Here is a 15,655-nt window from a genome sequence, read left to right as displayed (position 1 = left end):
TTGCGCGGCGGCAATAACCTAAAGGTGGGAACTCATGGCACAGAACACATTGCGGCTCGTAGAGGAAAAAGGCGTGGACAAGAGTAAGGCCCTGGAAGCGGCACTGTCGCAGATTGAAAGATCCTTCGGCAAAGGATCGATCATGAAGCTTGGTTCGAACGAGAATATCGTTGAGATCGAGACGGTATCGACCGGCTCTCTCAGCCTCGATATCGCGCTCGGCATCGGCGGCCTGCCCAAGGGCCGCATCATCGAGATCTATGGTCCGGAAAGCTCGGGCAAGACGACGCTGGCGCTGCAGACGATTGCGGAAGCCCAGAAGAAGGGCGGCATCTGCGCCTTCGTCGACGCCGAACACGCGCTCGATCCGGTCTATGCCCGCAAGCTTGGCGTCGATCTGCAGAACCTTCTGATCTCGCAGCCGGATACCGGCGAACAGGCGCTCGAAATCACCGATACGCTGGTTCGCTCCGGCGCCGTCGACGTTCTCGTCGTCGACTCGGTTGCAGCCCTGACGCCGCGTGCCGAAATCGAAGGCGAGATGGGCGACAGCCTGCCGGGTCTTCAGGCCCGCCTGATGAGCCAGGCGCTGCGCAAATTGACCGCATCGATCTCCAAATCGAAAACGATGGTGATCTTCATCAACCAGATCCGCATGAAGATCGGCGTCATGTTCGGTTCGCCGGAAACGACGACGGGCGGCAACGCGCTGAAATTCTATGCCTCTGTCCGTCTCGACATCCGTCGCATCGGCCAGGTCAAGGAGCGCGAGGAAGTTGTCGGCAACCAGACCCGCGTCAAGGTCGTCAAGAACAAGATGGCGCCTCCCTTCAAGCAGGTCGAATTCGACATCATGTATGGCGAAGGCGTATCCAAGACCGGCGAACTCGTCGATCTCGGCGTCAAGGCGGGAATCGTGGAAAAATCCGGCGCCTGGTTCTCCTACAACAGCCAGCGCCTCGGCCAGGGGCGCGAGAACGCCAAGACGTTCCTGAAGGACAATCCGGAAGTGGCGCGCGAGATCGAAACGTCGCTGCGCCAGAATGCCGGCCTGATCGCCGACAAGTTCCTGCAGAACGGCGGACCGGATGCAGGCGAGGGTGGCGACGACGACGCATAGTCGCTCGACGGTTTTTCAATCGGAGGCGAAGCGGTTCCGCCGCACTCGGAAGGCCTGTAAGGGCTTCTTGACCGCTTGCTCTGGCCGGTCGCCATCGAAAGATGTGCGGCCGGTTTTCTGTTCGGCTGGACAGTTTTGGATGTCGGCGATACAAGCCTCTGGACTTCAAATGGGATTACCGCATCTGCGGTTGAAAAGGGCGTAGCATGAGCGGCGTGAATGACATCCGGTCGACCTTCCTCGACTATTTCAAGAAGAATGGCCACACGGTCCTGGACTCCAGTCCGCTGGTTCCGCGCAACGACCCGACGCTGATGTTCACCAATGCCGGCATGGTTCAGTTCAAGAACGTCTTTACCGGCCTGGAAAAGCGCCCTTATTCGACGGCGACGACCTCGCAGAAATGCGTGCGCGCCGGCGGCAAGCATAACGACCTCGACAATGTCGGCTACACCGCACGCCACCTGACCTTCTTCGAGATGCTCGGCAACTTCTCCTTCGGCGATTATTTCAAGGAGAATGCGATCGAGCTTGCCTGGAAGCTCGTGACGGAAGGTTTCGACCTGCCGAAAAACCGGCTTCTCGTGACCGTCTATTCCGAGGATGAAGAGGCTGCGACGCTGTGGAAGAAGATCGCCGGTTTCTCCGACGACAAGATCATCCGCATCCCGACCTCTGACAATTTCTGGCAGATGGGCGATACTGGTCCTTGCGGCCCCTGCTCGGAAATCTTCATCGACCAGGGCGAAAATGTCTGGGGTGGCCCTCCCGGTTCGGCGGAAGAGGATGGCGACCGTTTCCTCGAATTCTGGAACCTCGTCTTCATGCAGTTCGAACAGACCGCGCCGGGCGAGCGTTCACTCCTGCCGCGCCCGTCCATCGACACCGGCATGGGGCTTGAGCGCATGGCCTGCGTGCTCCAGGGCAAGCAGAGCGTGTTCGATACCGACCTGTTCCGCACGCTGATCGGCACGATCGAGGACGTCATGGGTGTGAAGGCCGAGGGCAGCGCAAGCCACCGCGTCATCGCCGACCATCTGCGCTCGTCCGCCTTCCTGATTGCCGATGGCGTTCTGCCGTCGAATGAGGGCCGTGGCTACGTGTTGCGCCGCATCATGCGCCGCGCCATGCGCCACGCCCAGTTGCTGGGTGCAAAAGAACCGGTGATGTACAAGCTGCTGCCGACGCTGGTGCAGGAAATGGGCCGCGCCTATCCTGAACTCGTCCGTGCCGAGGCGCTCACCTCCGAGACCCTCAAGCTGGAAGAAACCCGTTTCCGCAAGACGCTGGAACGTGGCCTTTCGCTTCTCTCCGACGCGACGACCGATCTCGACAAGGGTGACATGCTCGACGGCGAGACCGCTTTCAAGCTTTACGACACCTATGGCTTCCCTCTCGACCTGACGCAGGATGCCCTGCGTGCCCGTGAAATCGGCGTCGACATTGCCGGCTTCACCGATGCGATGGAACGCCAGAAGGCGGAAGCCCGCTCGCACTGGGCAGGCTCCGGCGACAAGGCGACGGAAACCGTCTGGTTCGAACTGAAGGAAAAGTTCGGCGCGACCGAATTCCTCGGCTACGACACCGAGCAGGCCGAAGGCGTGGTCCAGGCGATCGTTCGCGATGGCAAGGCAATCGATGCCGCAGCTGCCGGCGACGAGGTTCAGGTCGTCGTCAGCCAGACGCCGTTCTACGGTGAATCGGGTGGCCAGATGGGCGATACCGGCGTGATCTCCACCGATCATGCCAAGGTCAATGTCTCCGACACGCAGAAGAAGGGCGAAGGCCTTTTCGTTCACGTTGCCAAGGTCACCGAAGGCGGCCTCAAGGTTGGCGATGCGGTCATCCTGACGGTCGATCACGCGCGCCGCTCGCAGCTGCGCTCCAACCACTCCGCGACCCACCTTCTGCATGAGGCGATGCGCGAAGTGCTCGGCACTCACGTCGCCCAGAAGGGATCGCTCGTTGCACCGGAACGTCTGCGCTTCGACGTTTCGCATCCGAAGCCGATGTCGGCCGAAGAATTGCAGCAGGTCGAGGACATGGCCAACGCCATCATTCTCCAGAACGCTCGCGTCACGACCCGCCTGATGAGCGTCGACGACGCGATCGCCGAAGGTGCGATGGCGCTGTTCGGCGAAAAGTACGGCGATGAGGTGCGCGTGGTGTCCATGGGCACCGCCGTCGATGGCGACAAGGTCGGCAAGCCCTACTCGATTGAACTGTGCGGCGGCACGCATGTGAACGCGACCGGCGATATCGGCCTCGTCCGCGTACTCGGCGAAAGCGCTGTCGGCGCCGGCGTCCGTCGCGTCGAAGCCGTCACCGGAGATGCTGCCCGCGCGTATCTATCCGAACAGGATGAGCGCGTGAAGACGCTTGCCGGTGCGCTGAAAGTGCAGCCGGCCGACGTCGTGTCCCGCGTCGAAGCCCTGCTCGACGAGCGTCGCAAGCTGGAAAAGGAACTGGCGGATGCCAAGCGCCGTCTTGCCATGGGCGGTGGTCAGGGCGGTACGGCCTCCGATATCCGCGAAGTCGCGGGCGTCAAGTTCATGGGGCGCGCGCTGGCGGGTATCGATGCCAAGGATCTGAAAGGCCTGGCGGATGAAGCCAAGGCTTCGGTCGGTTCCGGCGTCGTGACGCTGGTCGGCGTGTCGGAAGACGGCAAGGCAAGCGCCGTTGTCGCCGTCACGGAGGATCTCGTCGGGCGCTTCAGCGCCGTCGATCTCGTTCGCATCGCCTCTGCCGCGCTTGGTGGCAAGGGCGGCGGCGGTCGCCCGGACATGGCGCAGGCCGGTGGTCCGGACGGCGCCAAGGCGGATGAGGCGATCGAGGCGGTCTCCGCAGCGCTTGGCGCCTGAGGCAAGGGATTGATCGGGCGGCTTCGGCCGCCCGTTTCGTGTGAGGATTAAAGATGGGACTGAATACCGTAATCGAAGACGAGATGGACGAGGCCGTCGGTGGTCTTGCGCCGGCATTGTTTCGCGATGCGCCGAGTTCCGTTTCCTTCAACAAGTTGCGCAAGCGTCTGCTTCGTCAGGTGCGGCAGGCATTCGAAGATTTCGGCATGCTCAAGGGGCAGGAGCGCTGGCTCGTAGGCCTGTCGGGCGGCAAGGACAGCTATTCGCTGCTCGCGGTGTTGCTCGACCTGCAATGGCGGGGCCTGCTGCCGGTCGAGTTGATCGCCTGCAATCTCGACCAAGGGCAGCCGAACTTTCCGAAACACATCCTGCCGGACTATCTGGCATCGATCGGGGTTAAACACCGGATCGAGTATCGCGACACATATTCGATCGTGAAGGAAAAGGTGCCGGCCGGCGGCACCTATTGCTCGCTCTGTTCGCGCCTGCGGCGTGGCAATCTCTACCGCATCGCGCGGGAGGAGGGCTGTCAGGCGCTGGTGCTCGGCCATCACCGCGAAGACATTCTCGAAACCTTCTTCATGAATTTCTTCCACGGCGGCCGGTTGGCCGGGATGCCGGCAAAGCTTCTGAACGACGAAGGCGACCTGATGGTGCTGCGCCCGCTTGCCTATTGCGCCGAGGACGATCTGGCCAAATTTGCCGCGGCCATGGAATTTCCGATCATTCCCTGCGACCTGTGCGGCTCCCAGGACGGCCTGCAGCGCAATGCGATGAAGCAGATGTTGACGGATATCGAAACACGCATGCCTGGCCGCAAGGACACCATGCTGCGCGCATTGGCGCATGTGAACCCGTCACATCTTCTCGACCCCAAGCTTTTCGAATTTTCCGGCCTGATGGCCAAGCCCGCCGACTGATCTCAACATTCAGATTGGATCCCCGATGACCTTGCCTTTAGACACGCAGGCACTTGCCGACATTCTGCGGCGAGCCGCCAAGACCGAAATCCTGCCGCGCTTTCGCAGGCTTGGTGAAGGCGATGTGCGTTCGAAGAGCGAGGCGTCCGACCTCGTGACGGAGGCGGATGAGGCTGCCGAGCGGCTGATCCGCCGGGAAATCTCGACGATCGCTCCCGACGCCCTGTTCGTCGGCGAGGAATCCGTGGCGGCCGACCCGACACTTCTGCCCAAGCTTGCCGAGGCGGATTTCGCGATCGTCGTCGACCCCGTCGATGGCACATTCAACTTCGCTTCGGGAATTCCGGCCTTCGGCGTCATGGCATCGGTGATCTGGAAGGGCGAGACCGTCGCTGGCCTGATCTATGATCCGATGGGCGATGATTGGGTGATGGCCGAAAAGGGGGCCGGCTCCTATCTGAAACGGCCTGATGGCGAGGCGATCAGGATGTCGGTGGCGCCGGCGCTGCCGCTCGAGCAGATGGTGGGCATGGCCTCAACCGGCTATTTCTTCGGTGAGGAAAGGCAACACATTCTCGCCAATCTCGGTAAGGTTCGGTCCTTTGCGAGCTACCGATGTGCCGCGCATGAATACCGCGCTTTCATCGGCGGACATGTTCAGTTCGCGCTTTACAACAAGTTGATGCCCTGGGATCACCTGGCGGGGACGTTGATCGCCACCGAGGCTGGCGCCCATGTGCGGCGCTTCGACGGATCGCCCTACCTGCCGAGCCATGTCGACGGCGGGCTTCTGGCCGCAGTGGACGAAGAAAGCTGGAAAACACTCCAGCGCGAAATCCTCGATAGATAAAGATAAAGCCCGGATTTCCCGGGCTTTTCTCATTTGTTCGGTGTGGTCCGGGCGCTCAATGCGCCAGCATCGCCTTCGGCTTCAACTGCCCGCCATCGAGCGGTTCGAAGATCTGGTAGACCTGCGGATTGCGCAGCGGCTGCTCGCTTTCGTCATGCTCGAGGTTTTGCTCGGAGACATAGGCGACATATTCGGTCTCATCATTCTCGGCGAGAAGATGATAGAAGGGCTGGTCCTTGGCGGGCCGGATTTCGGACGGGATCGAGTTCCACCATTCATCGGTATTGGCAAATTCCGGGTCGACGTCGAATATGACGCCACGGAACGGGAATACCTTGTGACGGACGACTTCACCGATCGTGAATTTTGCATTTTTCTGTTTCATGGTGCGATGTCCTTTCGCAACATCATGTGGGAATGAATTCCGCAAACATCAAGATGTGCCATTGCTTCGGTCAAATGCAACCGCCGCGGTTTCCGGCGGCTTGGCGCTTTTGAGTGAAGCAAGAACCACGCCGCCGAGAACGAGGATAATGCCGAGCGCATGATAGGGCTCGAACGCTTCGCCGAGAAAAATCACGGCCATGACGATCGAGACCGGGGGCATCAGATAGAGCGTGATGCCGGCGGTCGCGGGGCCGAAGGTGCGTACCACATGCTGAAAGCAGAAAAAGGCGGCAAGCGATGCAAAGATCACCATGCCGGCAATCTTCCACCAGTCGGCAGCGCTATCGGGCAATGCACCGCCATTGACGATCTCTAGAAGGCTCGGCGGAAGCAATACCAGAGCACCGGAAAGCGCGATGACGCCGAACAGCGCCAGTGGGCGCAGCTGCCGCAATGCCTCGTCCTTGAGAAGGATCGAGTAGATGGCGAAGGCGATCGCAGCAACGAGAATGCCGAGATCGCCGAGGTTGAAATCGAGATGGAGCAATGCGGCCGGATCACCACGCAAAACGATGGCCATGACGCCGGCAAAAGCGACGGTCATTCCTGCGAGTTCGCGCCAGCCGATTTGGCGCCCGGAGAATAGCCACTGGAACAGAATGATGAAGAGCGGTGAAGTGGTGTAGATCAGCGTGCCGTTGGCCGCGGTCGTATGGGTGAGGGCCCAGTAGACCAGTCCACCGCAGACACCCATGCCGAGACCGCCAAGCAAGAGCCACAGCCAGAAATGGCTGCGGATGAAGGAAAGACTGCGGGTCCGGTCCCCATAGATGAACGGCAGCATGATGAGGGTAGAACCGCCCCAGCGCAGGAAAGCCGTCGTGTAGGGTGCGACATCGCCGGTAATGCCGCGGCCGAAAATCATGTTGGAGGAAAAGAAGATCGGTACCAGCGAGAAAATCAGCCAGTCGACGGGCCGGGGCTTTGGGGAACTTGCCATGACATGTCACTATGAAAAACGGATGCACCTTTGCCGGGCATCGCTGAAAACAGAAAAACGGCGGGAGGCCCGCCGTTTCCAGGTGTTACCTAACGCAACACATTAGATCTTTGGGCTCGATCAAGCCGAGTAATACATATCGAACTCGACCGGGTGAGGCGTCATTTCGTAGCGCATCACTTCGGTCATTTTCAGCTCGATATAGGCATCGATCTGGTCGTCGTCGAACACGCCGCCTGCGGTGAGGAACTTGCGGTCCTTGTCGAGGCTTTCCAGCGCTTCGCGCAGTGAGCCGCAGACGGTCGGGATCTTTTTCAGTTCCTTAGGCGGCAGGTCGTAGAGATCCTTGTCCATGGCTTTGCCCGGATGGATCTTGTTCTTGATGCCGTCGAGACCGGCCATCAGCATCGCGGCAAAGCCCAGATAGGGGTTCTGCGCCGGGTCGGGGAAGCGGACTTCGACACGCTTTGCCTTCGGATTGGAGCCGAAGGGAATGCGGCAGGACGCCGAGCGGTTGCGGGCCGAATAGGCGAGCAGGACCGGCGCTTCGTAGCCCGGAACGAGACGCTTGTAGGAGTTCGTCGTCGGGTTGGTGAAGGCGTTGATCGCCTTGGCATGCTTGATGATGCCGCCGATGTAATAGAGGCACGATTCCGACAGGCCGGCATATTCGTCGCCGGCGAAAGTGGGCTTGCCATCCTTCCAGATCGACTGGTGCACATGCATGCCCGAGCCGTTGTCGCCATAGACCGGCTTCGGCATGAAGGTCGCGGTCTTGCCGTAGGCATTGGCAACCTGATGCACGACATATTTGTAGATCTGCATCTTGTCGGCGTTGCGCACCAGCGTGTCGAACTTGACGCCGAGCTCGTGCTGAGCGGATGCGACCTCATGGTGATGCTTCTCGACGACGACGCCCATTTCGGTCAGCACCGTCAACATTTCGGAGCGCATGTCCTGCAGGCTGTCGACCGGAGGAACCGGGAAATAGCCGCCTTTGATGCGCGGACGGTGACCGAGGTTGCCGGTCTCATAGTCGGTATCGTCGTTGGACGGCAGTTCGGAACTGTCGAGCTTGAAACCGGTATTGTAGGGGTCGGCCTTGTACTTGACGTCGTCGAAGACGAAGAATTCCGGCTCGGGGCCGACATAGACCGTATCGCCCACGCCGGACGCCTTGAGGTAGGCTTCGGCCTTCTTGGCCGTACCGCGCGGATCGCGGTTATAGGCTTCACCGGAAACGGGATCGAGAATGTCGCAGAAGATGACCATGGTCGATTGTGCGAAGAACGGGTCCATGTGCACGGTCGCCGGGTCCGGCATCAGCACCATGTCGGACTCGTTGATCGCCTTCCAGCCGGCAATCGAGGAACCGTCGAACATCACGCCATCGGCGAACATGTCCTCATCGACGGCGGAAATATCCATCGTCACATGCTGCAGCTTACCGCGCGGGTCGGTGAAGCGAAGGTCAACGAACTTTACGTCGTTTTCCTTGATCTGTTTCATGATTTCGCTTGCGCTCGTCATTACGGGTTCCTCAATTTCTGTAACGATGTGAACGGTTCGCCGAGCCGGCTTAAATCGCGTCTACACCCGTCTCGCCTGTGCGAATACGGATGACCTCCTCGACGTTAGACACGAATATCTTGCCGTCGCCGATACGTCCAGTCTGCGCCGCGTTGCGGATCGCTTCGATGACGGCATCGGCATTCTCGTCTGCCAGCACGACTTCGACCTTTACCTTGGGCAGAAAGTCGACGACGTATTCCGCGCCACGATAAAGCTCGGTGTGGCCCTTCTGGCGCCCGAAACCTTTGGCTTCGGTTACCGTAATACCCTGCAGGCCGACTTCCTGAAGGGCTTCCTTCACTTCGTCGAGCTTGAAAGGCTTAATGATCGCTTCGATCTTCTTCATGAGAAACTTTCTCTCCGCTTCTCCCCGTGTACGGGTATGTAACCCGCTCGGGCATGCCAATGCAGATATCGTGCCAAACTAATGTTAGAGTTTCAAAGGGATATTCGCCTTTTGCACCAGTTCCTGCCCGTTTTCGCGGCTCAGCGCTTCATTTCAAGGCTACCTTCGGAAAGCAGACACCAAAATTGGGCTAAATTCCCTGATTGATGACAAATTTATATAAATCGTCTTTCGTCTTCAGGCGTGCGTGAATGAGTTAAAATTAAGCAAGTGCATCGAATTTGCCCACATTTGAGCGTCAGCTTTGCCTATTGCCTTTGCCAAGAGGCTCAGTTCAACTGGGCAATATGATTTACACATCAGCTTCCTCATCTCCGTCTCAAACACTGCTGACGCCCGATGAAATGTCGCGTGCCGACGCCATCGCAGCGCAATCGGGCATCCCGAGCTTCGACCTCATGCTGCGGGCTGGCCACGCGGTTGCGGCGACCGCCTTGGCGCGGTTTCCGCAGGCACAGCGATTTGTGGTTCTCTGCGGGCCAGGCAACAATGGCGGGGACGGATACATCGCGGCGGAAAAGCTGCGCCAAAGCGGTGCGCAGGTACGGCTCCATACCCTGAGTGATGTTTCCGCCCTGAAGGGAGACGCAAGGCGGGCGGCGCAGCTCTGGAGCGGGGATGCTTTTCCATTGCAGGATTACCGGCCGTCTACCGGCGACGTGGTGATCGATGCGATCTTCGGCTCCGGGCTATCAAGGCCCGTTCCGTCTGTGGTGGCCGAGCTGATCGCGCAGGTCGCAGCATCGCAGGTTCCGGTACTTGCCGTGGATCTCCCCTCCGGTGCCAGCGGACTGAGCGGCCATGCGCTTGGAGCGGCATTTGCGGCGACATGCACGGTGACGTTCATGGCCCGCAAGCCCGGCCACCTGCTTTTGCCGGGACGGTCGCTTTGCGGTGACATAGAGGTTCACGACATCGGCATACCGCGCAGGGTGATCGATTCGGTCGCAGGGAAAATCGTCGAGAACGGGCCGGCGCTCTGGTCTGGTGTGCTGCCGATGATCGGCGCTGCCTCGCATAAATACCGACGCGGCCATCTTGCCGTCTTTTCCGGCGGTGCTGGCAGAACGGGCGCTGCGCGCCTTGCCGCGGCTGCCGGGCTGAAGGCCGGGGCGGGGCTTGTCACCGTGGCATCGCCGGCAGATGCGATGGCAGAGAATGCCGCGCAGCTGACGGCCGTGATGCTGCGGCAGGTGGACCAGGGCGACGAATTGCGCGCCTGGCTGGAAGTGGCCAAGCTGTCGGCCTTCGTATTCGGCCCCGGCTTTGGCCTCGGCGAGAGAACGCGAGACTTCGTCTCGCATCTGCGCGACCATCCACTCGTTCTGGATGCCGACGGTATCACCGCATTCAAGGATAACCCGCCGGCGCTCTTTGAGATGTTTGCCGGCGGTGCGCCTCGGCTGGTTCTGACGCCGCATGAAGGGGAGTTCGGCAGGCTGTTTCCAGACCTTGCCGCCGACGAGCGGATGAGCAAGGTCGAAAAGGCACGCGAAGCGGCAAAGCGAGCGCATGCGGTCATTGTTTACAAGGGCGCGGATACGGTGATTGCGTCGCCGGATGGTCGAGCCGCGATCAACAGCAACGGCCCGCCATGGCTTGCGACGGCCGGCTCCGGCGACGTTCTGGCCGGCATGATCGGCGCCCTTCTGGCTCAGGGCATGCCGATTTTCGAGGCCGCGGCAGCGGGTGTCTACATGCATGGCGAAGCTGCGAATATCGCCGGTCCCGCCATGACGGCAGAGGATCTTGCCTGGCACGCCGGCAATGCGCTGTTACGGATTGCCCCGTAGAGCGTATTTAAGGCCCCTTAAACGCAGATCCGCACCAGGTTGTTGTTGCAACGCAGTTGCGAGCGAGAAACCGACGCGCGGCTCTGCCGTAATTCCCTAGGCCCGGCCTTTGTCGACAAGCGCCTGCAATGCCATCGCGCCCTGTGGGGCGTTGACCTTGCCCTCGTGAATGAAGAAGGCAAACACATCGCGTGGCGTTTGCGCGACTTTCCGGTTGCCGTCGACAAGCGGCAGGTCGGTTGGAACGCCACCTTGCGACCAGGTCTCCAGCCGTCCGGCCCAGGCTTGCATATCCGCGTCGGGATAGCATGTGGCGATCTCGTCCGACCCCTTTTGCAGGCGGGCATAAACGAAATCGGCCGTCACGTCGGCAATCATCGGATAGTCGAAATGCTCGGCGCAGACGGGCGCGACCTTGTATGTCTCCAGGAGGGCGACAAATTCCGGGACCTTGAAACTGTCATGCCGCACCTCCACCACATGGCGCAGCGGCAGTCCTTGCAGCGTCTCCGGAAGGAGCTTCAGAAATGCCTCGAAATCGTCGGGTTCGAATTTCTTGGTCGGCGCGAACTGCCACAGAAGCGGCCCGAGATGGTCGCCGAGTTCGGCAATTCCCTGGTTGAGAAATTTTCCAATCGATTCCTCCGCCTCGGCCAGAACCTTGCGGTTGGTGGTGAAGCGGCTGGCCTTCAGCGAGAAGATGAAGCCATCGGGAACCTCGGATGCCCATTTGGCAAACGTCTCAGGCTTCTGCGAGCCGTAATAGGTGCCGTTGACCTCGATGACGGAAAGCTTGCCGGCCGCATATTCCAGCTGGCGCTTCTTCGCCAGCTTCTCCGGATAAAACGTGCCTTCCCACGGATCGAAGGTCCAGCCTCCTATGCCGGTTCGTATCGTTCCTGCCATAGTCACATCATCCTCCCACGATCTGGCAGCAGCGGATCACTCCGCCGCCTGAACCTTCTTTGCCGGGCGTCGCTCGAGCAGTTCCTTGAGGAACTGGCCGGTATAGGAACGCGCTTCCTTGACGATCGCCTCCGGCGTGCCGGATGCCACGATCTCGCCGCCGCCGGTACCGCCTTCGGGGCCGATGTCGATCACCCAGTCTGCCGTCTTGATGACTTCGAGGTTATGCTCGATGACGACGACCGAATTGCCCTGGTTGACCAGTTCGTGCAGCATTTCCAGAAGTTTCGCCACGTCGTGGAAATGAAGACCGGTGGTCGGTTCGTCGAGGATGTAGAGCGTGCGACCGGTCGAACGCTTCGACAGTTCCTTGGCGAGCTTTACGCGTTGCGCCTCGCCGCCGGACAGGGTGTTGGCCTGCTGGCCGACCTTGATATAGCCGAGGCCGACATCGAACAGCGCCTGCAGCTTGTCGCGCACGGCCGGAACCGCGGAGAAGAACTCGACACCTTCCTCGACGGTCATGTCGAGCACGTCGGCGATCGACTTGCCCTTGAAATGCACGTCCAGCGTCTCGCGATTGTAGCGCTTGCCGTGGCAAACGTCGCAGGTGACATAGACATCCGGCAGGAAGTGCATCTCGATCTTGATGACGCCATCGCCCTGGCAGGCCTCGCAACGGCCGCCCTTGACGTTAAAGGAGAAGCGTCCCGGTGCATAACCGCGCGCCTTCGCGTCCGGCAGGCCGGCGAACCAGTCGCGGATCGGCGTGAACGCGCCTGTATAAGTCGCCGGGTTGGAACGCGGGGTACGGCCGATCGGCGACTGGTCGATGTCTATGACCTTGTCGATATGCTCGAAACCGTCGATGCGGTCGTGCTCGGCCGGGATCTCGCGCGCACCCATCACGCGACGGGCGGCGGATTTGTAGAGCGTCTCGATGAGAAAGGTGGACTTGCCGCCGCCCGACACGCCGGTCACCGCGGTGAACACGCCGAGCGGCACCGCTGCCGTGACGTTCTTGAGGTTGTTGCCGCGGGCGCCAAAAACCTTGAGTTCCTTGCCCTTTTTCGGCTTGCGACGTTCGGCCGGCACGGCCACGCCGAGTTCGCCGGACAGGTATTTACCGGTCAGTGACTTGGGGTTCGCCATGACCTGGTTCGGCGTTCCCTCGGCGACAACGGTGCCGCCATGGATGCCTGCCGCGGGGCCAATATCGACCACGTAGTCGGCGGTCAGAATGGCGTCCTCGTCATGTTCGACGACGATCACGGTATTGCCGATGTCGCGCAGGTGTTTCAGCGTTTCCAGCAGGCGGGCATTGTCGCGCTGGTGCAGGCCGATGGACGGTTCGTCGAGCACGTAAAGAACGCCGGTCAGGCCCGATCCGATCTGCGAAGCAAGCCGGATACGCTGGCTTTCACCACCCGACAGCGTGCCGGAATTGCGCGACAGGCTGAGGTAATCGAGGCCGACATCATTGAGGAACTGCAGGCGTTCGCGAATTTCCTTGAGGATACGGACGGCAATCTCGTTCTGCTTGGAATTGAGGTGCTCGGGAAGGGCCGAGAACCAGTCGCGCGCCACCTTGATCGACATTTCCGTCGTCTCGCCGATATGCAGCTTGTTGATCTTCACCGCCAAGGCTTCCGGCTTGAGGCGGTAACCGGCGCAGGCCGGGCAGGGGGCGGCCGACATGTAGCGCTCGATTTCCTCGCGCGCCCAGGCGCTGTCGGTTTCCTTCCAGCGGCGTTCGAGGTTCGGCACGATGCCCTCGAAATCCTTCGTCGTCTTGTAGGAGCGGGCACCGTCGGCGTAATGGAACTCGATCTTTTCCTGCGTGCCCTGAAGGATCGCGGTCTGTGCGCTCCTCGGAAGCGCGTCCCAGCGATCGGACAGCTTGAAGCCGAACACTTTTCCAAGGCCTTCGAGCGTCTGGTTGTAATAGGGCGACGAGGATTTCGCCCACGGGGCGATCGCGCCGTCGCGCAGGGTGCGGGCGGGTTCCGGCACGATCAGGTTCTCGTCGACCTTCTGCTGCGAACCGAGGCCATCGCAGGTCGGGCAGGCGCCGAACGGATTGTTGAAGGAAAACAGCCGTGGCTCAATTTCGGAGATGGTAAAACCGGAAACCGGGCAGGCAAATTTCTCGGAGAAGAGCACGCGCTCGTGGGTCTCGTTGAGCGACTTGTTGGCTGCGCCACCGGCGGCCGTCTCGGTGGGCGGCAGCGGCTTGTCGGCGAATTCGGCGACGGCGAGACCGTCGGCCAGTTTCAACGAGGTTTCGAGGCTGTCCGCCAGGCGCGCGCCGATATCGGAACGCACGACGAGACGGTCGACCACGACATCGATGTCGTGCTTGTATTTCTTGTCGAGCGCCGGGACATCGGCGATCTCGTAGAATTGGCCGTCGACCTTGACGCGCTGAAAGCCCTTCTTCATCAGGTCGGCGAGTTCCTTTTTATACTCGCCCTTGCGGCCGCGGATCAGCGGCGCAAGGATATAGAGACGCGTGCCTTCCTCGAAGGCAAGCACCCGGTCGACCATCTGGCTGACGGTCTGGCTTTCGATCGGCAGGCCGGTCGCCGGCGAATAGGGGACGCCGACGCGCGCGAAGAGAAGGCGCATGTAGTCGTAGATCTCGGTGACCGTGCCGACCGTCGAGCGCGGGTTGCGCGAGGTCGTCTTCTGCTCGATCGAGATTGCCGGCGACAGGCCCTCGATCTGGTCGACATCCGGCTTCTGCATCATTTCGAGGAACTGACGGGCATAGGCCGACAGGCTTTCCACATAACGGCGCTGGCCTTCCGCATAAATCGTGTCGAAGGCGAGCGACGACTTGCCCGAGCCGGACAGGCCGGTCATCACGATCAGCGAATTGCGGGGCAGGTCGAGATCGATGCCCTTCAGGTTGTGCTCGCGCGCACCACGTATGGAAATGGTCTTGAGTTCGCTCATCGTCATGCCTTTTGGGAGGCCCATATGGGGAGGATTTGAAGGCCCTTATGTAGTCATTGATCCGCGCCTGTCGAGGCGAAACTGCCACGATAGAACGAGGTTCCTGATCCGTTGACAGGAGTATAGGAATAAATTAGAACAAATAAAGAACAAAATTCAGGCGCCAGAAACTGTGGATGCGGGAAAACGGGAGGTCGCGTCCCCGCCGACCTATGGTCTATGGTGCGCGCATCGGTTTTTTGGCCGCGGTGGCGGCAGAGTAAGGTGAGAAGATTATGGCAGGAAGCGTCAACAAGGTCATCCTGATCGGCAACGTGGGAGCAGATCCCGAAATCCGTCGGACCCAGGATGGCCGCCCGATCGCCAACCTGCGGATCGCCACGTCGGAAACCTGGCGGGATCGCAATTCCGGCGAGCGCCGCGAAAAGACGGAATGGCACACGGTGGTCGTCTTCAACGAAGGTCTCTGCAAGGTCGTCGAACAGTATGTGAAGAAGGGCGCCAAGCTCTATATCGAAGGCGCGCTGCAGACCCGCAAGTGGCAGGACCAGACCGGCAATGATCGCTACTCGACGGAAATCGTGCTGCAAGGCTTCAATTCGACGCTGACCATGCTGGATGGTCGCGGCGAAGGCGGCGGCGATCGTGGCGGCCGCGGTGGTTCGAGTGACTTCGGCGGCGGCGGTGGCGACGATTTTGGCGGCGGCTATGGCGGCGGCAACGATTACGACCGTCCGCGCTCCGGTGGGCAGGGCGGCAATCCGAGCGGCGGGCAGGCTGGTCGCGGCGGACAGACTTCCGGCGGCAATTTCTCCCGCGACCTCGACGACGACATCCCGTTCTGATCGAGACCGTTCCACTTGACGAAAGGCGCCCGAGAGG

At 60.7% G+C, this 15,655-nt stretch carries 12 protein-coding genes; 6 read left to right on the top strand and 6 right to left on the bottom strand.

Annotated elements, in window-relative coordinates; translation table 11 throughout:
• Positions 1-34: 34 nt before the first annotated feature.
• The 4 genes from recA (at position 35) to AC0JZ4_RS14870 (ending at position 5,751) form a co-directional block, all read left to right on the top strand.
• On the top strand, positions 35-1,120 hold the full coding sequence (gene recA, locus AC0JZ4_RS14885) for a recombinase RecA (RefSeq protein WP_471887136.1): 1,086 nt from the start codon (positions 35-37) through the stop codon (positions 1,118-1,120).
• Between the two features lie 206 nt (positions 1,121-1,326).
• Positions 1,327-3,981 (top strand): alanine--tRNA ligase, encoded by a 2,655-nt coding sequence (alaS, locus tag AC0JZ4_RS14880; RefSeq protein WP_471887135.1) that lies wholly within the window; start codon positions 1,327-1,329, stop codon positions 3,979-3,981.
• 53 nt (positions 3,982-4,034) lie between these two features.
• Positions 4,035-4,901, top strand: coding sequence for a tRNA 2-thiocytidine(32) synthetase TtcA (gene ttcA / locus AC0JZ4_RS14875; RefSeq protein ID WP_471887134.1), 867 nt, complete (start codon positions 4,035-4,037; stop codon positions 4,899-4,901).
• Between the two features lie 25 nt (positions 4,902-4,926).
• Positions 4,927-5,751, top strand: a complete 825-nt coding sequence (locus AC0JZ4_RS14870) for an inositol monophosphatase family protein (protein WP_471887133.1) — start codon at positions 4,927-4,929, stop codon at positions 5,749-5,751.
• 55 nt (positions 5,752-5,806) lie between these two features.
• On the opposite strand, the gene hspQ is transcribed toward AC0JZ4_RS14870, so the two are convergent.
• The 4 genes from hspQ to AC0JZ4_RS14850 all read right to left on the bottom strand — a co-directional run bounded on the left by hspQ (position 5,807) and on the right by AC0JZ4_RS14850 (position 9,056).
• Entirely contained in the window at positions 5,807-6,136 is a 330-nt protein-coding gene (gene hspQ / locus AC0JZ4_RS14865) for a heat shock protein HspQ (RefSeq protein WP_471887132.1), read from the bottom strand.
• A 48-nt stretch (positions 6,137-6,184) separates the two neighbouring features.
• Entirely contained in the window at positions 6,185-7,138 is a 954-nt protein-coding gene (locus AC0JZ4_RS14860) for a DMT family transporter (protein WP_471887131.1), read from the bottom strand.
• A 120-nt stretch (positions 7,139-7,258) separates the two neighbouring features.
• A complete protein-coding gene (glnA, locus tag AC0JZ4_RS14855; protein WP_471887130.1) occupies positions 7,259-8,668 on the bottom strand; it encodes a type I glutamate--ammonia ligase in 1,410 nt (469 codons plus the stop codon).
• A 49-nt stretch (positions 8,669-8,717) separates the two neighbouring features.
• The gene (locus AC0JZ4_RS14850; RefSeq protein ID WP_007753933.1) at positions 8,718-9,056 is read right to left on the bottom strand and encodes a P-II family nitrogen regulator; all 339 of its coding nucleotides are present in this window, start codon (positions 9,054-9,056) and stop codon (positions 8,718-8,720) included.
• 347 nt (positions 9,057-9,403) lie between these two features.
• Here AC0JZ4_RS14850 and AC0JZ4_RS14845 point away from each other — a divergent pair, with 347 nt between their 5' ends.
• A complete protein-coding gene (locus AC0JZ4_RS14845; RefSeq protein ID WP_471887129.1) occupies positions 9,404-10,909 on the top strand; it encodes an NAD(P)H-hydrate dehydratase in 1,506 nt (501 codons plus the stop codon).
• A 96-nt stretch (positions 10,910-11,005) separates the two neighbouring features.
• Here AC0JZ4_RS14845 and AC0JZ4_RS14840 read toward each other — a convergent pair whose 3' ends face one another.
• Both AC0JZ4_RS14840 and uvrA read right to left on the bottom strand, forming a co-directional pair.
• On the bottom strand, positions 11,006-11,821 hold the full coding sequence (locus tag AC0JZ4_RS14840) for a DUF72 domain-containing protein (RefSeq protein ID WP_471887128.1): 816 nt from the start codon (positions 11,819-11,821) through the stop codon (positions 11,006-11,008).
• 30 nt (positions 11,822-11,851) lie between these two features.
• Positions 11,852-14,773 carry an excinuclease ABC subunit UvrA gene (gene uvrA / locus AC0JZ4_RS14835; RefSeq protein ID WP_471887127.1) on the bottom strand — a complete coding sequence of 974 codons (2,922 nt, stop codon included), beginning with the start codon at positions 14,771-14,773 and terminating at the stop codon, positions 11,852-11,854.
• Between the two features lie 275 nt (positions 14,774-15,048).
• Here uvrA and AC0JZ4_RS14830 point away from each other — a divergent pair, with 275 nt between their 5' ends.
• On the top strand, positions 15,049-15,618 hold the full coding sequence (locus AC0JZ4_RS14830; protein WP_471887126.1) for a single-stranded DNA-binding protein: 570 nt from the start codon (positions 15,049-15,051) through the stop codon (positions 15,616-15,618).
• The last annotated feature ends 37 nt before the right edge of the window (positions 15,619-15,655 follow it).

It is taken from the genome of [Rhizobium] kunmingense, assembly GCF_977018605.1.
The sequence above is the reverse complement of the archived record's forward strand: the minus strand, read 5'-3'. Positions and strand labels throughout refer to the sequence as shown.